Genomic DNA, 22910 nt, shown 5'->3' with positions numbered 1-22910 from the left:
ATGTACACAAAGGATACACAATGAGTGAGTTTTCTAATGCTGTTACAGACCAAACTGTTGATGAACTGGTTGGTTGGGTAAAACAGCACGATTTCTCATTGAATTTGCCAACTGAGCGTTTGGCATTTTTGTTGGCCATTGCTGTTCTCAGTAATGAAAGATTTGATGATGAGCTAGGTGAAGGCGAACTTCACGATGCGTTTGGAATCATCAGTGGGTTATTTGGACAATCCAGTGACACCATTGCTTTTCGTGCGAACAATGCAATCAATGAATTAGTAAAACAACGTTTAATTAGCCGCTTTAGTGGTGAAAGTACTGATGGAATGAACATCTATCGTCTTACGCCATTAGCTATAGGGATCACTGATTATTATGTGCGCCACCGTCAATTCTCTAAATTGAAGCTTTCTATTCAATTGGCGATGGTTGCAGAAGAGATCCAAAAAGCATCAGAAGCGGCGGAAAAGGGCGGTGAAGCAAAACACTGGCGTAAAAACGTTTATGGTGTTCTGAAATACTCTGTTGGTGAAATCTTTGATCGTATCGATTTAAACCAACGTGTTATGGATGAACAACAGCAATCAGTAAAAGAAGAAATTGCGGAACTTTTAAACCAAAACTGGCGTGAAGCGATTTCTAGCTGTGAAAAATTGCTTGATGAAACATCTGGTAATTTACGTGAACTGCAAGATTCATTACAGGCTGCGGGCGATCAGCTGCAAACAGAATTGTTGAATATTCAAGAAATTGTTTACGGTAATGAAGAGCTCGAGTTTATTGACGCTCTGTTGTATTCATTACAAATGAAGCTAGACCGTATTGTAAGTTGGGGTCAGCAAGCGATTGATCTTTGGATCGGTTATGACCGACATGTTCATAAGTTTATCCGTACCGCAATTGATATGGATAAGAACCGAGCATTTAGCCAACGTTTACGTGATTCTGTTAAAGGTTACTTTGATGCGCCTTGGCTACTGACTTACGCTGATGCTGCTCGTCTTCGTGATATGCGTGATGAAGCATTGATACTGCGTGATGATGAAGTAACCGGTATTGTTCCAGATGAAATGGAATATGAAGAATTGAGTGTGATCACAGATATTCTTGCAGAGCGTGTAGCAGAGATGCTTCAACATCACAAAGATACGGGTGAAGCAATTGAATTAGGTACGATCCTTAAGAATTACCTATCAACATACCCACATTCTCAGCACTTTGATCTTGCCCGTTTAGTGGTAGATCAAGCGGTGCGCCTCGGTTATTCAGAAGCCGATTTCCAAGCCGTTCAACCTGATTGGCAGTCTATTAACGAATTCGGTGCGAAGGTACAAGCAAATGTCATTGACAAATATTGAAGAATTTATGCCTGAGAAGTTAGCAAAAGCCATTGCTAATCCATTATTCCCAGAGCTAGACAGTTTATTACGTTCTGGCCGTCATGTAGCCAGTGAAGATTTAGATAATCACGCATTACTATGTGAGTTTGAACATGAGCTAGGCCTGTTTTATCAACGTTATAACGCTGAATTGGTAAAAGCACCTGAAGCTTTTTTCTACCTACGTCCACGTTCAACGTCTTTCATTGCACGTAGTGTTTTAGCTGAAATTGATATGCTTGTTGGTAAAGTATTGTGTTTCTTATATCTAAGTCCTGAGCGTTTGGCTCACGAAGGTATCTTTACTAATCAAGAGTTATTCGATGAGCTACTAGTATTAGCTGATGAACAAAAGCTAATGAAGTTAGTAACAAACCGTGCTTCTGGTTCTGACTTAGATAAAGAAAAGCTGTTTGATAAAGTAAGAACGTCGCTTCGTCGTTTAAAACGTCTAGGAATGATTATCCCTGTTGGTGAACAAGGTAAATTCCGTATCAGTGAAGCGGTTTTCCGTTTCGGTGCAGATGTACGTACAAGCGATGATATGAAAGAAGCACAATTACGTTTAATCCGTGATGGTGAAGCGGTGGTTGTTCATCAAGAAGAAGCGAGTCAATCTAGCTTAGACCTTGATGCAGATAGCAATGAAAAACCGGCTGAAGAGCAACATGAATTAGAATTGGAAGGTGATCTATGAGTATGATTGAACGTGGTAAATATCAATCACTCACCATGGTTAACTGGAACGGCTTTTTTGCCCGTACTTTTGACATTGATAATCTAGTAACCACACTTTCTGGTGGTAACGGTGCGGGTAAGTCGACCACAATGGCGGCGTTTATTACCACGCTTATTCCTGATCAGTCACTACTGCATTTCCGTAACACAACAGAAGCGGGTAGCTCTCAAGCTTCTCGTGACAAAGGTCTACACGGTAAATTAAAACCGGGTGCATGTTATGCAGCGCTAGATATTGTTAACTCTCGTAAGCAACGTGTACTTTTTGCGGTTAAATTGCAGCAAGTAGCTGGTCGTGATAAGAAAGTTGATATTAAACCATTCATCGTTGTTGGTTTACCAAGCCATGTAAAACCAACGGATTTAATGATTGAATCGGTTTCTGACAATCAAGCTCGTGTTCGTCAAATCAATGACGTAAAAGAGATGGTTTCACAGTACGAAGGCGTTCAATTTAAAGCGTTTAATTCTGTAACGGATTATCACGCTCAAATGTTTGATTACGGTGTATTACCGAAGAAACTTCGTAACACAAGCGATCGTTCTAAGTTCTATCGTTTAATCGAAGCGTCTTTATACGGTGGTATTTCAAGTGCGATCACTCGTTCATTGCGTGATTACTTACTGCCACAAAATGGTGGTGTTAAGAAAGCCTTCCAAGATATGGAAGCAGCACTACGTGAAAACCGTATGACATTAGAAGCGATTAAGACGACTCAGTCTGATCGTGATTTATTCAAACATTTAATCACAGAATCAACTAATTACGTTGCTTCAGATTACATGCGTCACGCTAATGATCGCCGCAAGAAAGTTGAGCAAACATTAACGCACCGTGTTGAGTTAATGAATGCACAACGCAGCTTAGTGGATCTATCATCTGTATTAAATAATATGCAGAGTGAATTAGAGCTTCTTACTGAATCAGAATCAGGACTTGAACAAGATTATCAAGCAGCATCAGATCATCTTCAATTAGTACAAACTGCGGTTCGTCAACAAGAGAAGATTGAGCGTTATTCTGAGGATCTAGAAGAGCTAACAGAGCGTCTAGAAGAGCAAGTGATGGTGGTGGAAGAAGCCGCAGAACAACTTGCAATGGCTGAAGAGCAAGCACTATTAACGGAAGAAGAAGTTGATAGTCTTAAAACACAGCTTGCTGATTACCAACAAGCGTTGGATATGCAGCAAACTCGTGCGCTTCAATACCAACAAGCGGTTAAAGCACTTGAAAAAGCGCAGCAATTAACAGCAAATGAGTCGTTAACTCAAGATAATGCCATTGATCTTCAAAGCGAATTAAAAGCGAAAGAAGAACTTCAAACTACCGCATTACTTGCGATTAAACATAAGTTGGATCTTTCTTCTGCGGCAGTTCAACAGTTTGAACGCGGCTTAGCATTAGTAACTTCGATTGCAGGCCATGTTGAGCGTAATGAAGCATCAGATAAGGCAAAAGCTTTAATTGAACAAGCTCGCCAGTTCAACAATATTGCAGAGCGTGCAGAGCAGCTTAAAGCACAATACAAAGATCTTGAGCGTGCAGTTCGACTACAACGTCAAGCTCAAGAACTGGCTGAAGAATACGCAAAACGTTTCAATATTACGATTGATTCTGAAATGGTTCTTGAAGAAGAGCAAGCACGTCATGAAGAGATGCTTGAAACGGTTCAAGAACAGCAAGAAAACATCGTTGATAAACGTTCAGAACTAAAACGCCAAGAACAGCAATATCGTTCAGAATCTCACCGTTTAGAGTCTATTGCACCTAAATGGATTGCAGCAAATGACGCTCTACACAAACTGAATGATCAATGTGGTGTTGAACTGGAAGATAGCCAAATGGTTATCAGCCAAATGCAAGAAACGCTAGAAAATGAGCGTGTATTGTCGACAAACAAAGATCGTCTAGCTGCTCGTAAAGAAGAGTTAGAATCTGAAATTGAGCGATTAGCCGCTCCTGGCGGTAGTGGCGATGCACGTCTTAAAGGTCTTGCTGATACACTAGGTGGTGTACTGCTTTCTGAGATTTATGACGATATTACATTAAGTGATGCACCGTATTTCAGCTCATTATACGGCCCAGCTCGTCACGCTATCGTTGTTTCTGATTTATCAGGCATTAAAGATAAACTGGTTGATCTTGAAGATTGTCCGGATGATCTTTATATCATTGAAGGCGATATTGACGCGTTTGATGACAGCGTATTTGATGCTGAGGAAATGGAAAATGCAGTTTGCGTTCATTTAAATGATCGTCAAATGCGTTACTCTCGTTTCCCTGAATTGCCATTATTTGGTCGTGCAGCTCGTGAACAGCGTTTAGAAACACTACGTGAAGAGCGTGAAATTGCAGTTGAAGAACACGCAAAAGCGGCGTTTGATTCACAAAAATTACAGCGCCTGTACCAAAGCTTTAATAGCTTTGTGTCAACTCACCTTGCTGTGGCGTTTGATGCAGATCCAGAAGTTGAATTGAAACAAGCTCGTGAGCAATTAGCGCAGGTTAGCCGTCAGTTAACGGAATTAGTTGCGACAGAGCAACAGCATAAATCACAAATTTCAGCGTCTAAAGAAGCGTTATCTCAACTTGCTAAGATCGCACCTCATATCAATGTGCTTGAAGATGAAACCATCACAGAGCGTTTTGAAGAGATCAGTGCTCAAGTTGAACAAGTATCAGAAGCAGAAAGTTTCTTACGTCAAAATGGTAAAGCGATTGCAGAACTAGAAACGCTGCAACGTGCGTTAGAAGTAGACCCTGAACAATTTGATGCATTAAAAGCAGAGCATGAACAAATTGATGCACAGCTACAAAGCCTTAAAGCACAGTTGTTTGCTATTTCTGATTTGGTTGAACGTCGTCATCACTTTGGTTACGAAGATGCCGTTGCGTTACTGAATAAGAGTAGTGAACTGAACGAACAACTTAAAGCGAAACTAGTACAAGCAGAGCAAGCGCGTACTAAGGCGAAAGAGCAGCAGAAACAAGCTCAATCTCAAGCAAACCAATACAACCAAGTAATGGCGTCGCTTAAGAGTTCGCATCAAGCAAAACAAGAAACCGTTCAAGAGTTTAAACGTGAACTACAAGAACTTGGTGTTCATGCAGATCACAGTGCATTAGAGCGTGCTGAAGTACGTAAGAGTGAGCTAAATGAGCGTCTACACAGCTCTCGTGGTCGTAAGAGTGAGCTAGAAAAAGGCATCACTTCAAATGAACTTGAGATTAAAGGCCTAGTTAAGCAATCACGTAAAGTTGAAAAACTGTACAAAGACTTACGTACTTTTGTTGTTAATGCAAAAGCGGGCTGGTGTTCAGTTCTACGTTTAGCTCGTGAGAACGATGTAGAACGTCGTCTACACAAACGTGAACTTGCGTACTTAAGTGCGGAAGAATTACGTTCAATGTCGGATAAATCATTAGGTGCACTTCGTTTAGCTGTTGCCGATAACGAAGACCTACGTGATTCGCTGCGTGCTTCTGAAGATACAAGTAAGCCAGAGCGTAAAGTTCTGTTCTACATTGCGGTATACCAACATCTTCGTGAGCGTATTCGTCAAGATATCATCCATACTGATGATCCAGTTGAAGCAATTGAAGAGATGGAAACTGAGCTTGGTCGTCTGACTGAAGAGCTGACATCTCGTGAAAACCGTTTAGCATTAAGCTCTGAAAGTGTTGCGAACATCATTCGTAAGACTATTCAGCGTGAGCAAAACCGTATTCGTATGTTGAACCAAGGTTTATCACAAATTGGTTTTGGTCAAGTAACGGGTGTTCGTCTAAACGTAGGTATTCGTGAAACTCACGCAACACTACTAGCGGGTCTGTCTGAGCATCAAGCACAACACCAAGATCTATTTGGTAATGCTCGTTTAACCTTCTCTGAAGCGATTGCGAAATTGTTCCAACGTATTAATCCGCATATCGATGTTGGTCAACGTTCACCACAAACGTTAGGTGAAGAGTTACTGGATTACCGTAACTATCTTGAACTAAACATTGAAGTAAACCGTGGTGCAGATGGTTGGCTACAAGCAGAATCAGGCGCTCTATCAACAGGTGAAGCGATTGGTACGGGTCAAGCGATCCTACTAATGGTTATCCAAAGCTGGGAAGAAGAGTCTCGTCGTCTTCGTAGTAAAGATATTATGCCTTGTCGTCTATTATTCTTGGATGAAGCGGCGCGTCTAGATGGTAAATCTATCGCTACGTTATTTGAATTGTGTGACCGTCTGGACATGCAACTTCTTATTGCAGCACCAGAAAACATCAGTCCAGAGAAAGGGACAACCTATAAACTAGTTCGTAAGATCTTTAAAGATCGCGAGCACGTCCATGTGGTTGGTCTTAAAGGTTTTGGACAAGAGTCAGCAGCAAGCCGTACTCAACAAACGCTAGAAGAAGCAGAAATTGCGGAATAAGCGTTAAATAACGTTGATAAGTGAATGGCAGTCAGAAATGGCTGCCATTTTTTTTGGAAAGATAATTGCATAGCTTCTACTGTTAAATTTAAATAATAAAAAGGATGAAAAATTGACAGAAAACACAAACATAGATAACGCTAATGGTGAATTTGAAAACCCATTAGTGTGGTCATTATTTGAGGTGTTGCAAGAGTCAAAACAAGTATGGAAGGTGCATACGTTATCTACCCATCTAATGGAAAAGGGATTACTTAGTCACTTAGATGAAAATCCTGAGAAAGACTTATTTAAACGCAACTTTTTGATCATGAATGCACTTTATCAATTGCAGAATGAACTGTATCCAGAGCAATGGTTACAAGTTGAATCCATGAATATTTTATTATTTCCAGTTTCAAAAACGGCGGAAGCGGAATGCGTGATTGATAAAACACATCCATTGCGTGAATACTATTTAGATTGGTCAAATTATCAAGCAAATGAAGATGAAGTAAAACGTTTATTAAATGAGTTTTGGAGCAGCTATCGACGTTATCTTGGTGGGGATAGTATTAAAACGATGGATCGTATCCAAGCGTTAAAGTTATTTGGTTTATCAGAAAGTGCAACGGCAAAAGAGATCCGTAGACAATGGCGAAAATTAGGTATGAAGCACCACCCAGACAGAGAAACCGGTGATGCTGATACCTTCAGAATAATGTGTGAGGCGTGGAATATATTAAAGTAAAGAGTTATAGCTCAGACGCTAACTTTTCTTGAAATAACAATCGTGCTCTTAGCCCAGGATAATTATCACTTAAGCTGATCTGCCCATCATGTAGCTTCATTACTGTATTAACTAAGGCAAGTCCTAAACCAAAACCGTGTTGAGTGCGACTCGGGTCTAATCTAACTAATTGACCTAATGCGCGCTCTCTATCTTCAGGTTTAATACCTCTACCGTTGTCAGCAACAACCACACCAAAACAATCGACAATTACTTCGATAACGCCACCTTCATGAGTGTACTTAATGGCATTATCAATAATATTGAATACGGCACGGAAAATAAGGCTAGGGTTAGCGTAAAGTAAACAGGGCATTTCTTCTGTGAAATGAAGTGTTTGTTTTTTATCTGCTACTGTAGGTTCGGCAAATTCAATGGCATCACGTACAATTTTACTTAAATCACACATCTCTTTATTGATAGGAGTACCTCCATTCTCAAGATGATATAGCTCCATCATGCCATTGAAGGTTTCAAGTAATAAAGAAAAGTCAGATTGTATATTATCTAATTGTTCAGTGTGTTGCTGAGAAAGAGATTCGTCATAGAGTAGATCTTCTATTCTTAACTTAATCCGTCCCATAGGCGTTCGAAGATCATGAGCAATATCGACAGTTAATGATTTTAACTTAGACTCACTTTGTTCCATCTGTTCAAGCATAGAATTCAAGTGAAGGGCTAACAAATCGAATTCGTTCATATCTGGGCCGACTTTTAATCGTACATTGCGTTCACCAAGCATGACTCGATTCATCGTCGCATTAACCAGATTAAGACGCTTTAAAATGTAGAGAGCAATCAAAATTGCGATTAAACACAATGCAATGAAAGGAAAAAATGTCCCCCAAATTACCGATGAGTCTAATTGTTTTTTAAAGCTCTGATAGCGATTTTGATCAATTCCCACCATCAGTTCAGAACCATCTGGAAGGGTTATCTTAGTGGCTCGCATATCAGGTAACCCAGTGTTATTTGAAGATTGTTTTATCTGTGCAATAACGGGATAGGCTGTGGCCGCAGTATTGGTTGGTGTTGGTGATGCGTGATGAACAAGTTGATAAATATACCGATTATCACCTTGGGTATTATTGATGTTTTGTTGAATGCCATCGACACCTTGAGTATCTACAATCGCTTGCAGCTGTGCGGTTTCAGCTCTAAGCCATTCATCTAGGTTGTGATTATATAACTGAACGGACGTTGAGTAGAGTTGATAAATAATCAACCCCATCATTAGAAATAAGCCAATGGCAAACCATATTAATAGTTTTAAGATAGAAGAGCGGTAAAGTTCATCACGTTGTTCTAAGAACATAACCTGCTCCACGTACCGTTTCTATTAGGTTTACTGCTCCTGAGTTATCCAATTTTTTGCGTAATTTAGCAATATGAACGTCAATAACATTGGTTTTTGGGTCAAAATGATAATCCCATGCCGCTTCAAATAGTCGCATTCGGGAAACCACTTCATCAGCGTTTTCAGCAAGATAACGTAATAAAACAAACTCTTTATTTTGTAATGGAATAATAGTGTCGTTAATGGTCACTTTTTGTGAGCGTAAATTAATATTTAGATTCTTAATTTTTAATTCGTTTGACGCACTTTCGACGGGTCTATTTCGACGTAATATAATATTAATGCGAGCTAATAATTCAGCTAAAGCGAAAGGCTTGGTTAAGTAATCGTCACTGCCGGCGGTAAGGCCTTCAACCCTCTGATCTACACTATCTAAAGCACTTAGAATAAGTACAGGTGTATTATTACCAGTGGCACGAATTGCCGATAAGATTTTTAATCCATCAAGATTCGGGAGCATACGGTCAAGAATAATTAGCTGATATTCGCAGCTAATTGCCATCATTAAGCCTTCTTTTCCATCTTCGGTGCTATCAGTAATAAACCCTTCTTGCTCTAGTGCTTTTGTTACAAAATCTCGGGTTGTTTGGTCGTCTTCAATAACCAATATTTTCATACATAACTCTCTCATTAAGAATGTTTATTATAACAAGAAAAAGTCATTGAATCATGAATATGGGGGAAACTATGGGATAACTCTCAGCTCTTTTTGATGAATAAAAAACATCAACATTCATTTTTGCGTAAATTTAAGCAAAGTTGAACATTTAACTCTGGTGCAATAATAATCGATTGTTTATAAATTCTACGGCTATTGAGTAAGTTGAAAATAATAAATCTTATAATAGTGGTGGAGAAGTAATATGAGTAATTATTTTGACGATTTTCCTGAAGAGAATCCGAGAAATGGGGTTGGAAAGCAATTTAATTTTGAATTAGCTCAATATTTTCGTGAGCAACAAGAATCTAGTGATGAGGTGACAACAGAGATAGTCACGCTAGAGGAAGCGAGTCAGGCTTTAATTGAACAAGAAGAACGAGAGCAGAGAGAATTAAAGCTTGAGTTTTTATCGAGAATAGAAAAGTGCCCACATTGCAATGAGACAGAATTAAATATCTACCATTTTACTAGTGAACTATTTAGATACGAATGTCAAAACTGTGGAATTTACGGTAATGGAGTAAATGAAGCTGAAGCCTATCAGGCCATGCTACTTGCTATTGAAGAAGGATTTGATTGGCGAAAAAATCAAATTGCATTATAAAAAGTAAAGAGCCTTAACGGGGGAACATTAAGGCTCTGAGTTTACAACATAATATCTGGTACGAATATTATGAAGTTAAGCGTTCAAAATCACTTTCATTTCTGCAGCAACTTTGTCTACTTTTCCTAAGCCAATAATGACTTGTAAACCACCTTTACCCATTGGAACAACGCCTGCTGCACCAAGAGCTTTTAATTTTGCACTATCAGCAAGACCTGAGTCTTTTACCGTTAAACGTAAACGAGTAATACAGTTATCTACTTCAACAATATTATCTGCACCACCAATCGCTTCGATATACGCTTTTGTTACTTCTGTGATGTTTTCTTCTTGCTCATCTTTATTCATATCTTCGCCACGACCAGGAGTTAAGAAGTTGAATTTCTTAATCGCGAATCTAAAGATAGTGTAGTAAAGAACAAAGAATACAAGACCTTGTGGGATCAACATGTACCATTTTACAGCTAGTGGGTTTTGACTTGAAAGAACAAAGTCAACAAGACCTGCAGAGAAACCAAAACCTGCCATCCATTCCATGCTTGCTGCAATGAATAGAGATAGACCCGTTAAAATAGCATGAATTAGGTATAACCATGGAGCAAGGAACATGAAGCTGAATTCTAGTGGTTCAGTGATACCAGTAAAGAATGAAGCCATTGCAGCTGCAAGCATGATAGAGAATACAGCGGCTTTGTTGCGTTTCTCTGCACAGTGATAAATAGCAAGTGCAGCACCTGGAAGACCAAACATCATAATAGGGAAGAAGCCTGCTTGGTACATACCTGTTTGACCAGGAATACCAGTACCATTAGCAATAGATTGAGCACCACCTAAGAAGTTTGGAATATCGTTAATACCCACAACATCAAACCAGAAAACAGGGTAAAGCGCATGGTGCATACCAACGGTTAGCATTAGACGGTTAAAGAAACCGAATAGACCAGCACCTACGGCACCCATTGATTGAAGTTGTGTACCAAAAGCAATTAATGAATCGAAAATTGCAGGCCATACATACAAAAGAACAAACGATAGAACCATACCTGCAATAGAGGTAAGGATTGGAACTAGACGTTTACCACTAAAGAAAGCCAATGCTTTAGGTAATTCAACTGTTGAGTATTTGTTGTAAATTTCAGCGGAAATAATACCTACGATAATACCGACAAATTGGTTGTTGATTTTACCAAATGCGGCAGGAACTTGATCTAAGGGGATATTTTCAAGTTGCGCGACAACTGCAGGAGAAAGCAGTGTTGTTACTACCGTAAAACAAATGAAACCTGCTAACGCTGCAGAACCGTTTTTATCATTACTTAAACCAAATGCAACACCAATAGCAAAGAGCATTGGCATTACATCAATAATAGCACCACCTGATTTGATCAAGAAAGCAGCGAAAACACTGTTTGCTCCCCAACCAGTTGGATCCATCCAATAGCCAACACCCATTAATATTGCTGCGGCAGGAAGCGTTGCGACGGGAACCATCAACGCTTTACCGATTTTTTGCATGTAACCTAATACACTCATATCGTATACCTCAAAATTAGTCTGTTATTTTTTAAACTAAGAGAAGAATACAAAAGGGCGGATTAACAAAAGATTGTGCCAACATTAACTATAGTTAATGTTGGCACTTTAAGAAGCAAATTGTGAGTGAGATCTAATTAATTCGAGGTGGAAATTAACCTGGATGCCCATCTACACGTTTTGACCATAGCATAGGAGCAAAATGCCAAATGAATAAACCAAATGCAATCGTCCAAAGTACAGCGGTAACGTTGATCATATCCAGCATAAATTCAGGAAATAAAATCACGCCAAATGAACGGATAAATGCCGCTAAGATAATGGCACTGTATGCGATCCACATTGATGGGCCTTTGTAGATTTCACGCCCCGTGTGTCCCATAGTAACTCGAGCAATCATAGCCAGAATGACACCACCTAATGCACCAATAGCAAATAAGTGTATTCCTGTGTGAGAAATAAAATAATCAGTACTTAAGCCACGTAACAATAAACTTAATGGGATACATAAATAACCAGCATGAAGAGACCAAACCAGCGGTTCACTTAGCGTTTTATATCCTTTCCAACGGATCATTCGGATTAACTGAGCAACGCCAGCAATGATCATCAAATATGGGCTTACTTGCTCTGAGGTTAGAGGGAAAAAGCTTAAAATAAACAGCATAGCTAATGGGATATTGCATAACATATCTAACCAAAGAATAGGCTGAGCTTTTTCAAATTGAAAGCGACGTGCAGTAAAGAAAGGGATAACACGAGCACCCATCACTGAAAGCAATAGAGTAAACCACCAAAGCATGGATTCCCAAACCGCAGCAGAGGTAAAAGGAGGCATTCCTTTAATCGTTGCATAGCTTGCAAAATTGGCAGCAATTGCGACTAAGAATAATGGAATAAAAAAGAAGTTTCTCACTCCTTTAGTTTTGATTACACGAAAACCGACTTCATAAGCAATAGCGAGTACAAATAGCGCCTCTATGCTTGATATTAGCCAGAGTGGAGTGGGTGTCCAAAATAAGAATCTTGGCAATAACCATAATAAAACAATGAATCCAAGGCGTTTATCGGATGTACCTTTAACCCCTGTCCAATTCTGAACTGCACTCAAAACAAAGCCAGCAACGATAGCCATTGAAAACCCAAATAACATTTCGTGAACATGCCACCATAGTGCTGGAACTTGTAGGTAAGCTGGTTGGCCAGTTTGAAAAGCCCAAACCCAAATTACAACGGCGATAATGGCATAAATGCTACCTAGCAAGAAGAAAGGGCGAAAGCCTAAGCGTAAGATGGGTGGGATCTTCTCTTCAACGGCTTTATCAGTAATATTTATCATAATTTTTTCTCAATTTTTAGTGACAAAACAAGTATAACGCAAAGGTAAAATAATAACATGTATTTTTTATGCATGTTTAAGGTTATCATTAAAACACCTATTTGAGTGCTCTTATGGTTGTTGGTTTATTGTTAATAAATTAGAACAATAACTCGACATTAATGAGTCATAAGTTAAGATGAATCCATAAAAATGATAAATGGATTAATGTATGAGCCAAAAGATTTACTTTGATACTGAGAATAAATTCAGTGCTAAACGCAGTGCTTTGAATGCTGTGACTCGTTTGCATCACTTATTAATTCCAAGCCATGCAAAGAAAATGGGAAGAAAGTTATTATTAACGCCTGTCAGAACTAAGCCGAAAAATTTAGAGCCGAAGGAGTTAATTAAAAGTAAATTAACATCTCCAGAAGGAGACCTTAGCCTGTATCAATTGGGTGAGGGGCCGATATGGATATTAACGCATGGTTGGTCTGGAAATTCGAGTCAGTTTTATCCGTTAATGGAATATATTGCTTCTCAAGGTTTTACTGCTATTGCATTTGATCATCCAGCTCATGGTGAAAGTGAAGGAAAGCACGCTCATTTACCTGCATTTATTGAGGGCTTAAATGCGGTCTTGGATTTTTGTAATGAGGTGGTTGGTGTGGTGGCTCATAGTATGGGAACGGCTGCAGTTCTAGAGTGTCACCATCATAAATTAGACAAAACTCCTTTGCTGTTGATTGCACCTGTTTTGAACTATACCGAGAATTTGTTTAATAGTATTGAGCGTTCAGGTTACTCAATGAAATTGTTTACAGCCATTGTTGGAGATATTGAAGACCAATATCAGAGAACCATCGACAGTTTTAATCCATATCAACGGTTACAACAAAGAGAAACTCAGACGATAATCGTACATGATAAAGAAGATCGTTTTACTAGCTTTGAGCTTTCAAAAGCGGCATCGAATCAAATTGAAAGAGTAACTTTATATCCAACAATAGGTTTGGGTCATGGACGTGTAATGGCAAGTGATGAGGCTAAAAAAGCCTTTGATGCGTTAAGATAAATAATAAAGTAATGTTGAAGTCGATGCATAGAATTGAAGTATGCATCGGCTTTTTTATTATCTGAATAAAATTCGTTTAAATGGTGTTTTATCCATGATCAAAACAAACAATGTAGATACGGTTGCGGTGCCAAATACAATGATAAAATCTCGCATTGCTAATGTTATCTCCATCATTGCGGTAATATTTAAGAACACGACCACAAATAGCAAATGACAGACGTAAATGCCCAACACATGCTTACTTAATGTGAAAGTGATAGGGTGATGTCCAAGTTGTGGGTTGGATAACAATAGGAAAAATACGCCAATTCCAATTAAAGGTGTACCGATTAAAAAGTCATGTAAATTAAAAGGCACATCGAACTGAGTCAACCAATAAGCCTCGCTAAAATGAATAGCAAAACCAACCAGTAATAAGATCATAGCATTAGTTGATGAGAGGGTAATTTCTCTTCTTCTTAATTCAAACCCAATGACCACCATTAAGGTACTAAAGAAAGGGCCATTTCGAGTAAAAAATGGAGTCCAAACTTCTGTAAGCGTTTGATAGCTACCGCCAGCAAGGCCGTATACATATAAGATCACAGCGACAGGGATAAGCCATGTCGTCTTTTTAAAGTGAACGAGTAACCCAATAATAGACACTGCGATAATAAGGGCGGGGATAAACCATAAGTGCACCATGCCACCTTCAAACAAAGCGTTTAATGGGTTCTGCGTTAACCAATTCCAGTACCCCGAGCGCTCTGCTAGATACCCATTTTCAGCGACTTTTCTCCAATGAAAAGGCAAAGCTAAACTCAACACGCTCCATACTATCCATATTTTCAATAAAGGCGCACAGTAAGATTGAATTGTTTTTAAAGGAGCATGCGTTAATTTAGGTTGAATAAAATAACCAGATAAAATGAAAAAGAAAGGAACCGCAAAACGGGTTAGCTGGTTAAATATATTGCCGAAAACTGGGAAATCATCCATAAGTAGATAAGTCATGAAAACTTGTGAGTGCAAAGCGATGATCGCGAACATAGCGAGAAGGCGTCCTAGCTCTAAGCTTGCGATTTTATTTGAATTTTCCATAATGAGTACCAATAAATTTTTCGACAATCTACCAATCTGTTTTTGAATAAAATATGAGATAGATTAATTTTGTAGAGGTTGAACGTAAGATGTTTACGAAATTGAGATTGCTTTCACATATAACCTTTACATTTAAAAATGAATTTATTTGATAAACGCATTGACCTTCCCCTAAGTGGAAGCCTTAGTATTAAGTTAATTCTGTAATATTGAGTGTTTATTTGTGATTACTTCTTTTTCTAAATGGTTAGTGACGAGCGTTACGCTGATGGCATTAGTGCTATCAAGTGTTGCTTACAGCTACCCGATGAAAATGGAAGTGATGAAGATGGATATGGCACAACATCAAGAGATGATGGCGTCAGATTGTCATTCAACACAAAGTGACACTACAGACTGTAATATGAACACGATGACAATGAATTCCGCTCATCATTGTTCAGATAAAGGGGAAACTTGCTGTAAGACGGTTTGTATTGCTTCTGTTTTCGCTTTGCCTTCAAATTTACATGCTTATATAAACTCAACAGTATCGGCAGTTCACTATCCTCAATACAGTGAGCAGCCTCGCTCATTTATTTCCTCCTCTTTATTTCGACCTCCAATTCTTTAATTCCAATTAAAACTCATTAAATCAATTAGCTAAATAGTTTTTTATCTCTATTTATCGGTTTAATTATGGCGGTGATCTGCTTATTGGGTCACGTCATTATTGGAATAAACTCATGAAAAAATTACGACTTATACGTTTTAAAAAAGCGTGGTTGGTTTCTGCTATTTCAGTGGTGTTATCTCATCAAGCGATGGCGGAGAACCAGTTAACGCAACTAATTGAACAAGCGTTATCCTCTGATGCGAGCAGAGAGCAAATATATGAGCAATCTCAGGCGATGCGAGCGACAGGTATTGCTAGCTCAACATTGGCAGATCCAACATTAAAAGTAGGATTTGGCGGTTTACCTGTTGATAGTTTTAAGTTTGATGAAGATCCAATGACGAATATCTCTGTAGGATTAATGCAGAAATTTGGCCGTGGATCGAGCTTGGATTTACAGCAAAAACAAATGGGGCAACAAGCGGATGTATTAGCGATGCAAGTGCAAGTTCGTGAACTCGACGTTGCCAATGCAATTAGTCAGTTATGGATTGAACTTGGTTTTTTACAAAAAGCCGAAGTGATCTTGCATGAAAATCGTCGTTTGCTGAGCGAAATGGAATCTTATATTAGTACCAATTATTCCATTGGTAAAAGTGAGAGCCAAGATTTATTGCAAGCGCAATTGCAACTCACTCGCTTAGATGAAAGAGTGCAAACCAACAAGCAATCTCAAGAGCGAATTTATGCACAGTTAACGGAATGGTTACCGAATCTATCACAACAACAGTTAAATAAAATTAAGCCTCTTAAATGGGATTATTTAGAGCAAATTCTAGCGACAAATACCCATAAAACTACTGATTTTTATCACTTATTAAAAAACAATCCAACCATAAAAATGAGCGAATTGGCCATTGTTGCAACCAAAACAAAAGTCGATATTGCTGATGAATCTTATTCGCCTCAGTTCGGTGTAGAAGTGATGTATGCCTATCGTCAAGCTAATGGTATGGGAGGTCAACCAGCATCAGATTTAGTTAGCGCTTATGTCACCATGGACATTCCCTTATTTACAGACAAACGACAAGACCAAAATTATGCAGCTGCTCAGTATCAAGTGGGGTCAGCGAAATCACAACGTGATGTGTTATTGCGTCAAATGAACGCGAAAGTGAACGCATTATTAGTGGATAAAAGTAATTTAGAGCAGCGTCTTACTCGTTATGATGAAACGTTATTACCTCAATCAAAGGAGAGAACAAAAGCGGTTGAGCGTGGGTATGAAAATAATACCGCACAATTTAACGATGTCATTTTAGCCTCTAATGATGAGCTGAGTTTAGAGTTAGAAAAACAACGGTTAATGAGTGATTTAGATAAAACAAACAGTAATTTGGCTTTTTATCTGAACGGTTTTAATTATCACGTATCTGCTCCACAAGTGTCACCGTCTAAGTATTAAGGAATAAAACATGAAATCATTAAAAATTGTCGCACTTTCGGTGGTTATTGGCGGTGTTATTGGTGCTGGAAGCATGAACTTATATTCAGCGCATTCAATGGACATGGTGTCGATGAATTCCGATAGTATCTCAGCCAGTTCGAATAATGAGCCTTTGTATTGGGTAGCTCCGATGGATGCAAATTACCGTCGAGATCAACCCGGTAAATCACCAATGGGTATGGATTTGGTTCCTGTATATGCTGATGATGCTAAAGGAGATAAATCACCTGTAGGGACAGTTACGATTGACCCAAGTGTGGTTAATAATCTTGGAGTGAAAAGCGCATTTGTAGAGAAAACCATTCTTTCACCAAATATCGATACCGTAGGTTACATTGCTTTTGATGAAAGTAAATTATGGCAAGTGAACGTACGAGCTGCAGGTTGGGTTGAAAAACTCAACATTAACGCGATTGGTGAGAGAGTAAATAAAGGCGATGTGTTATTTACGCTTTATTCTCCAGAGTTAGTTAAAGCTCAAGAAGAGTTATTGAATGCGTATCGAACAGGACGTAAAGGATTAGTAAAAGGCGCTCGAGAGCGTTTGTATTCATTAGGTGTTGATAAAGCCCAAATTAACTCTATTGTTAGAACCGGTAAAGCGAATAAAAACATAGAGATAAAAGCAACTTCAAATGGTGTGATTGCGAGTCTTAATATTCGTGAAGGGGGGTATTTATCACCTTCACAAATAGTGATAACCGCTGGCCCATTAGAGGACGTATGGGTTGATGCCGAAGTATTTGAACGTCAAGCTCATTGGTTATCTTCAGGCAATAAAGCGGTAATGACACTGGATGCGGTTCCTGGAAAAACATGGGAAGGCGAAGTGGATTATGTTTATCCTATTTTAGATCCAAAAACACGTACTATGCGTATGCGCTTGAAGTTTGATAATCAAGATGGTGCATTAAAACCAAATATGTTTGCCAATATAACAATACAACCTAAAACCAAAGAGGAAGTATTAACCATACCACGTCAGTCAGTTATCCGTTCAGGTGGTATGACACGCGTTGTATTAGATGAGGGAAATGGTAAATATCGTTCTGCTCGAATTGTGGTAGGACGAGAAGCAGGGAATAAGACAGAAGTTGTTAAGGGATTGAAAGAAAACGATAAAGTAGTTACATCTGCTCAATTCTTGTTGGATTCTGAGTCAAGCAAAACCGCAGAATTAAGTCGTATCAATGGCCCTGAAAACAGTATTTGGATATCGGGTGATATCACTATGTTAATGGCTGATTTTGGGATGGTGACTTTTGAGCATAAAGCCGTTTCACAATGGGATTGGAAGGCGGGAGAAATGAATTTCTCAGTTGAAGAGGGGATTGATCTTTCCTCATTTCGTGAAGGTGAATCAGTTCAGTTTTTAGTACAGAGAGACAATGATGAATTCAAATTATTAGACATTGAAAAAGAAGGGGAAGCACTATGATCCCTTCCATTATTCGTTGGTCTATTAAAAATCGTTTTTTAGTTTTAGTTGCTACCTTTGCCCTTGTTGTTGCAGGAATTTACAGTGTAAAGAATACGCCTGTTGATGCTTTGCCGGATCTTTCAGATGTACAGGTGATCATCAAAACAAGTTATCCAGGACAAGCACCACAAGTGGTGGAGGATCAGGTGACTTATCCTTTAACGACGGCCATGTTAGCTGTACCCGGAGCTGAAACGGTTCGAGGTTATTCATTCTTTGGTGATTCTTACGTATATATTATTTTTAACGATGATACTGACATGTACTGGGCACGTTCGCGTGTTTTAGAGTATTTAAGTCAAGTTGCACCTAAGTTACCAGCAGAAGCAAAACCCACATTAGGGCCAGACGCTACTGGTGTAGGTTGGGTGTATAGCTATGTATTACAAGACAAAACCGGTCAACATGATCTTGCAGAACTGCGCAGTTTACAAGACTGGTTTTTAAAATATGAATTGCAAACGGTTGATGGTGTATCGGAAGTCGCTACGGTAGGCGGAATGGTAAAGCAGTATCAGGTTGAAATTGATCCTGATAAGTTGAGAGCCTATAACTTAACCTTACAGCAGGTTAATAAAGCCATCAAAGAGGGAAATCAAGAAGCTGGCGCGTCTGTTGTTGAGATTGCAGAAGCTGAACATATGGTACGTACATCAGGTTACTTAAGCAGTATTGAGGATATTCAATCCTTACCACTAAAAGTAACAGATAAAGGTACACCACTGTTATTAGGTGATATTGCGGATATTAATCTAGGCCCACAAATGCGCCGAGGGATCTCTGAGTTTAACGGCGAAGGTGAAGCCGTTGGTGGTGTGATTGTGATGCGATTTGGTGAGAATGCCAGTGAAGTTATTGCTAACGTGAAAGAAAAGTTAGCTCAACTTCAAAAGGGCTTACCAGATGGCGTTGAAATAAAAGCCACTTATGATCGTTCCACATTAATCGATCACGCAGTGAAGAACCTTTGGGAGAAATTAGCTGAAGAGTTCATCGTTGTTGCCATTGTTTGTGCTCTGTTCCTATTTCATATACGTTCTTCATTGGTTATCGCATTAAGTTTACCTGTTGGGATCTTGAGTGCTTTTATCGTTATGCATTGGCAAGGTATTAACGCCAATATCATGTCTTTAGGTGGTATTGCGATAGCAATAGGCGCAATGGTGGACGGAGCGATCGTAATGATCGAAAACGTTCATAAACATATAGAGAAAACGCCATTAACAGATAAAAACCGTTGGCAAGTGATTGGTAAAGCGGCAGAAGAAGTTGGTCCTCCATTATTTTTCTCATTACTTATCATAACGTTAAGCTTTGTACCTGTATTTGCTCTTGAAGGGCAAGAAGGAAAAATGTTTTCTCCGTTAGCCTTTACTAAAACCTTTGCGATGGCTGCATCTGCTGGCTTAGCGATTACATTGGTACCCGTATTAATGGGGTATTTTGTACGCGGAAAGATCTTACCTGAGCATAAGAACCCGATTAATAAAACATTGGTTTCATTATATCGACCGTTACTTAATGTGAGTTTGCGTTTCCCTAAAACGATGTTACTTGTTGCTATGGTGCTAATGGGCTCCGCTTATTATCCAATATCTAAGATGGGGAGTGAGTTTATTCCTCCATTAGATGAAGGAGATTTAATGTATATGCCCACAACTTATCCCGGCATATCCATTGGTAAAGCGCGTGAACTGTTGCAGCAAACCAATAAGCTAATTAAAACAGTTCCTGAAGTAGAGACGGTATGGGGAAAAATTGGTCGAGCAGAGACGGCAACGGATCCTGCACCTTTAACAATGATCGAAACGGTGATTCAGTTTAAACCCAAAAACGAATGGCGTGACGGCGTCACAACTGAATCAATTAAAAATGAGCTAGACCAACTGATTCAATTTCCCGGAATTACAAACGCATGGGTCATGCCGATTAAAACTCGTATCGATATGTTGGCGACAGGGATTAAAACACCAATCGGAATAAAAGTAGCAGGCCCCGATCTTAACGTAATTGAAAAGATAGGCGCTGAGTTAGAACCGATTTTAAATAATATTCAAGGAACAACTTCTGTTTACGCTGAGCGGGTGGCTGGCGGTCGTTATGTCACTATTGATATTAAACGTCGTCAAGCAGCACGATATGGGCTAAATATTAAAGATATTCAGCAAGTTATATCAACAGCTGTTGGTGGGATGAATGTTGGTGAAACCATCGAAGGCCTAGAGCGTTATCCAATTAATGTTCGATATCCGCAATCATATCGAGACTCAGTCGTTAAATTACAAAACTTACCTCTTATTACATCAAGTGGAGCTCGCATTGCTCTAGGTGATGTGGCGGAGATCCGTTATGAAGATGGGCCACCAATGATCAAAACTGAAAATGCACGTCCAAATGGCTGGGTATTTGTTGATATTGATGGAAGGGATCTTGGTTCATACGTTCATGAAGCACAACAAGCAGTGCATGACCAACTGGATCTTCCTGCTGGTTATTCTTTGGGATGGTCTGGGCAATATGAATATATGGAACGTGCTAAAGAACGTCTAACCACAGTTGTCCCAATTACGATTGGCATCATTATGCTGCTTCTGTATCTGAGTTTTAGACGATTTGGTGAAGTGTTAATTATCATGGGGACACTACCATTAGCAATGGTTGGTGGACTTTGGTTGATGCACTTACTTAATTTTAATTTCTCAATTGCCGTTGGTGTTGGCTTTATTGCATTGGCCGGTGTCGCTGTTGAAATTGGCGTGATCATGTTGGTTTATTTGAATCAGGCATGGCATGAAAAGCAGATCGCAGCCCAAGAACTAAACAACGCATTAACTCAGCAAGATTTAACTCATGCAATTGAGGATGGCGCTGGTTTACGGGTACGTCCGGTAATGATGACAGTATTAACCGTGATTATCGGCTTAATCCCAATTATGTATGGTTCAGGCACTGGTTCTGAAGTGATGCAACGAATAGCGGCCCCTATGATTGGAGGAATGGCGTCAGCTTTATTATTAACGCTACTTGTATTGCCCGCGGTATTTAAATTATGGAAACAGTCACAGTGTAAATAAGGTTTATACCATTTTTATTGGTGCTCAACCTCATTATTAATGGCTTACGAAATAGGTAGTAAGCCATATATCAATTAAGAAATGAAAGGAAAATCAAATGAAAAAAACAGTATTAGCAATTGCATTAACGCTTGTTGCAAGTTCAGCAATGGCAGAGATGGACCACAGTAAAATGGATCATAGTTCAATGGATATGAAAAGCATGGACATGAGTAAGATGGACAGCATGTCGATGAAAGATATGAACGCAGTAGGTATGCCTGCAACAGGCATGAAACCAGATAAAGTTGTGCATGTGATTTTATCAGATGATATGAAAATTACATTTAAGAAAGAAGTCGATATACAACCAAATGACATTGTACAATTTGTGATCATGAATACAGGGAAAATTGATCATGATTTTGCTATTGGTAATGAAGCTGAACAATTAGAACATCGTGAGATGATGAAGAAGATGACATCGGGTCATGCACATGACAGTGGTAGTACAGTAACTGTTAAGCCAGGAAAGGCAAAACAAATTATTTGGCATTTTCATGGTGATAAGAATGTGGAATTTGCATGTAATATTCCAGGGCATGCAGAAGCAGGTATGGTGAAAAAAATTACATTGTAATATCAATGCCACTAAATAGATCAGATAATTAGTGGAATATGTATTACCTGCATAATATGAAAAAGCGGTAAGGTGGGTGGTCTTACCGCTTTCTTTTATGAAGAGAAAAACTATAACTTAAAGAATGACAGTTGTTGTTTCTGCTCTTCAGCTAGTCGAGACAGTTCTGAACTTGCAATGGCACTTTGGCTGATGCCTGTGACGTTTTGGTTCACTAATTCAGACATATTAACGACGTTACGATTAATATCTTGAGTTACTTGCGATTGCTCTTCGGCCGCCGTAGCAACTTGAGTGTTCATGTCGTTGATGGCATTGATTGATTCAGTAATACCAATTAACGCATCGCCAGCTTTTGCCGTTAGCTCTTTATTTAACTCCAACATATCAAGGCTGGTTTGCATACTTTCATTAGCTAAACCAGATTGCTCTTGAAGGGCTTCAATAATGGTTTGGATCTCTTGAGTTGAAGATTGTGTGCGTGCAGCAAGTAGGCGAACTTCGTCAGCAACAACAGCAAAACCACGACCAGATTCACCAGCACGTGCCGCTTCGATTGCTGCGTTTAGAGCAAGTAGGTTAGTCTGCTCTGAAACGCTACGGATTACTTCAATAACGTTATTAATTTGCTCTGATTGCTCTTTAAGGCGATTAACAACGACAGCAGCATCTGTTAATGCAACGGCC

General features: G+C 39.2%; 17 protein-coding genes. 11 read left to right on the top strand and 6 right to left on the bottom strand.

Annotated features, from left to right (window positions below; translation table 11 throughout):
- Positions 1–20 precede the first annotated feature (20 nt).
- The 4 genes from mukF (at position 21) to GNP81_RS00070 (ending at position 7275) form a co-directional block, all read left to right on the top strand.
- Positions 21–1358 carry a chromosome partition protein MukF gene (gene mukF, locus GNP81_RS00085; protein WP_005422547.1) on the top strand — a complete coding sequence of 446 codons (1338 nt, stop codon included), beginning with the start codon at positions 21–23 and terminating at the stop codon, positions 1356–1358.
- Positions 1339–2076 carry a chromosome partition protein MukE gene (mukE, locus tag GNP81_RS00080; protein WP_155674947.1) on the top strand — a complete coding sequence of 246 codons (738 nt, stop codon included), beginning with the start codon at positions 1339–1341 and terminating at the stop codon, positions 2074–2076. The genes mukF and mukE overlap by 20 nt, the downstream gene beginning before the upstream one ends.
- A 2-nt stretch (positions 2077–2078) precedes the next feature.
- Complete coding sequence (mukB, locus tag GNP81_RS00075; protein WP_155674965.1) at positions 2079–6545, top strand: chromosome partition protein MukB; 4467 nt, start codon at positions 2079–2081, stop codon at positions 6543–6545.
- Positions 6546–6657: 112 nt separating this feature from the next.
- Positions 6658–7275 (top strand): DNA-J related domain-containing protein, encoded by a 618-nt coding sequence (locus GNP81_RS00070; protein ID WP_155674949.1) that lies wholly within the window; start codon positions 6658–6660, stop codon positions 7273–7275.
- Positions 7276–7279: 4 nt separating this feature from the next.
- Here GNP81_RS00070 and GNP81_RS00065 read toward each other — a convergent pair whose 3' ends face one another.
- Entirely contained in the window at positions 7280–8629 is a 1350-nt protein-coding gene (locus GNP81_RS00065) for a sensor histidine kinase (protein ID WP_155674951.1), read from the bottom strand.
- Positions 8610–9287, bottom strand: coding sequence for a response regulator transcription factor (locus GNP81_RS00060; RefSeq protein WP_155674953.1), 678 nt, complete (start codon positions 9285–9287; stop codon positions 8610–8612). The genes GNP81_RS00065 and GNP81_RS00060 overlap by 20 nt, the downstream gene beginning before the upstream one ends.
- A gap of 247 nt (positions 9288–9534) precedes the next feature.
- On the opposite strand from GNP81_RS00060, the gene GNP81_RS00055 reads away from it, so the two are divergent.
- On the top strand, positions 9535–9936 hold the full coding sequence (locus tag GNP81_RS00055) for a hypothetical protein (protein ID WP_155674955.1): 402 nt from the start codon (positions 9535–9537) through the stop codon (positions 9934–9936).
- Positions 9937–10011: 75 nt separating this feature from the next.
- On the opposite strand, the gene nagE is transcribed toward GNP81_RS00055, so the two are convergent.
- Both nagE and GNP81_RS00045 read right to left on the bottom strand, forming a co-directional pair.
- Positions 10012–11469, bottom strand: a complete 1458-nt coding sequence (gene nagE / locus GNP81_RS00050) for an N-acetylglucosamine-specific PTS transporter subunit IIBC (protein ID WP_155672712.1) — start codon at positions 11467–11469, stop codon at positions 10012–10014.
- Positions 11470–11623: 154 nt separating this feature from the next.
- The gene (locus GNP81_RS00045; RefSeq protein WP_155674957.1) at positions 11624–12808 is read right to left on the bottom strand and encodes an NnrS family protein; all 1185 of its coding nucleotides are present in this window, start codon (positions 12806–12808) and stop codon (positions 11624–11626) included.
- 211 nt (positions 12809–13019) lie between these two features.
- Between GNP81_RS00045 and GNP81_RS00040 the strand changes: the two genes are divergently transcribed.
- The gene (locus GNP81_RS00040) at positions 13020–13865 is read left to right on the top strand and encodes an alpha/beta hydrolase (RefSeq protein WP_155674959.1); all 846 of its coding nucleotides are present in this window, start codon (positions 13020–13022) and stop codon (positions 13863–13865) included.
- 57 nt (positions 13866–13922) lie between these two features.
- Here GNP81_RS00040 and GNP81_RS00035 read toward each other — a convergent pair whose 3' ends face one another.
- Positions 13923–14948: an acyltransferase gene (locus tag GNP81_RS00035; RefSeq protein ID WP_196587444.1), complete on the bottom strand. Its 1026-nt coding sequence runs from the start codon at positions 14946–14948 to the stop codon at positions 13923–13925.
- Between the two features lie 223 nt (positions 14949–15171).
- On the opposite strand from GNP81_RS00035, the gene GNP81_RS00030 reads away from it, so the two are divergent.
- From GNP81_RS00030 to copI, 5 genes are all read left to right on the top strand, one after another.
- Positions 15172–15561 carry a hypothetical protein gene (locus GNP81_RS00030; RefSeq protein ID WP_336495508.1) on the top strand — a complete coding sequence of 130 codons (390 nt, stop codon included), beginning with the start codon at positions 15172–15174 and terminating at the stop codon, positions 15559–15561.
- A gap of 112 nt (positions 15562–15673) precedes the next feature.
- On the top strand, positions 15674–17008 hold the full coding sequence (locus GNP81_RS00025) for a TolC family protein (RefSeq protein ID WP_155674960.1): 1335 nt from the start codon (positions 15674–15676) through the stop codon (positions 17006–17008).
- Between the two features lie 10 nt (positions 17009–17018).
- Positions 17019–18488, top strand: a complete 1470-nt coding sequence (locus GNP81_RS00020; protein ID WP_155674962.1) for an efflux RND transporter periplasmic adaptor subunit — start codon at positions 17019–17021, stop codon at positions 18486–18488.
- Positions 18485–21604, top strand: a complete 3120-nt coding sequence (locus GNP81_RS00015) for an efflux RND transporter permease subunit (RefSeq protein ID WP_155674963.1) — start codon at positions 18485–18487, stop codon at positions 21602–21604. The genes GNP81_RS00020 and GNP81_RS00015 overlap by 4 nt, the downstream gene beginning before the upstream one ends.
- Before the next feature lie 97 nt (positions 21605–21701).
- On the top strand, positions 21702–22223 hold the full coding sequence (copI, locus tag GNP81_RS00010; RefSeq protein WP_155674964.1) for a copper-resistant cuproprotein CopI: 522 nt from the start codon (positions 21702–21704) through the stop codon (positions 22221–22223).
- Between the two features lie 110 nt (positions 22224–22333).
- Here copI and GNP81_RS00005 read toward each other — a convergent pair.
- The coding region (locus GNP81_RS00005; RefSeq protein WP_236803820.1) for a methyl-accepting chemotaxis protein at positions 22334–22910 on the bottom strand (577 nt) is incomplete at its 5' end.

The sequence above is a fragment of the Aliivibrio fischeri genome, from assembly GCF_009727955.1.
Lineage (GTDB): Bacteria > Pseudomonadota > Gammaproteobacteria > Enterobacterales > Vibrionaceae > Aliivibrio > Aliivibrio fischeri_A.
The sequence above is the reverse complement of the archived record's forward strand: the minus strand, read 5'-3'. Positions and strand labels throughout refer to the sequence as shown.

Excerpts from the sequence above, each read along its gene's own strand:
- mukF (WP_005422547.1), top strand. The coding sequence starts at position 21 with ATGAGTGAGTTTTCTAATGCTGTTACAGACCAAACTGTTGATGAACTG.
- mukE (WP_155674947.1), top strand. The coding sequence starts at position 1,339 with ATGTCATTGACAAATATTGAAGAATTTATGCCTGAGAAGTTAGCAAAA.
- mukB (WP_155674965.1), top strand. The coding sequence starts at position 2,079 with ATGATTGAACGTGGTAAATATCAATCACTCACCATGGTTAACTGGAAC.
- GNP81_RS00065 (WP_155674951.1), bottom strand. The coding sequence starts at position 8,629 with ATGTTCTTAGAACAACGTGATGAACTTTACCGCTCTTCTATCTTAAAA.
- GNP81_RS00060 (WP_155674953.1), bottom strand. The coding sequence starts at position 9,287 with ATGAAAATATTGGTTATTGAAGACGACCAAACAACCCGAGATTTTGTA.
- GNP81_RS00055 (WP_155674955.1), top strand. The coding sequence starts at position 9,535 with ATGAGTAATTATTTTGACGATTTTCCTGAAGAGAATCCGAGAAATGGG.
- nagE (WP_155672712.1), bottom strand. The coding sequence starts at position 11,469 with ATGAGTGTATTAGGTTACATGCAAAAAATCGGTAAAGCGTTGATGGTT.
- GNP81_RS00045 (WP_155674957.1), bottom strand. The coding sequence starts at position 12,808 with ATGATAAATATTACTGATAAAGCCGTTGAAGAGAAGATCCCACCCATC.
- GNP81_RS00040 (WP_155674959.1), top strand. The coding sequence starts at position 13,020 with ATGAGCCAAAAGATTTACTTTGATACTGAGAATAAATTCAGTGCTAAA.
- GNP81_RS00035 (WP_196587444.1), bottom strand. The coding sequence starts at position 14,948 with ATGGAAAATTCAAATAAAATCGCAAGCTTAGAGCTAGGACGCCTTCTC.
- GNP81_RS00025 (WP_155674960.1), top strand. The coding sequence starts at position 15,674 with ATGAAAAAATTACGACTTATACGTTTTAAAAAAGCGTGGTTGGTTTCT.
- GNP81_RS00020 (WP_155674962.1), top strand. The coding sequence starts at position 17,019 with ATGAAATCATTAAAAATTGTCGCACTTTCGGTGGTTATTGGCGGTGTT.
- GNP81_RS00015 (WP_155674963.1), top strand. The coding sequence starts at position 18,485 with ATGATCCCTTCCATTATTCGTTGGTCTATTAAAAATCGTTTTTTAGTT.
- copI (WP_155674964.1), top strand. The coding sequence starts at position 21,702 with ATGAAAAAAACAGTATTAGCAATTGCATTAACGCTTGTTGCAAGTTCA.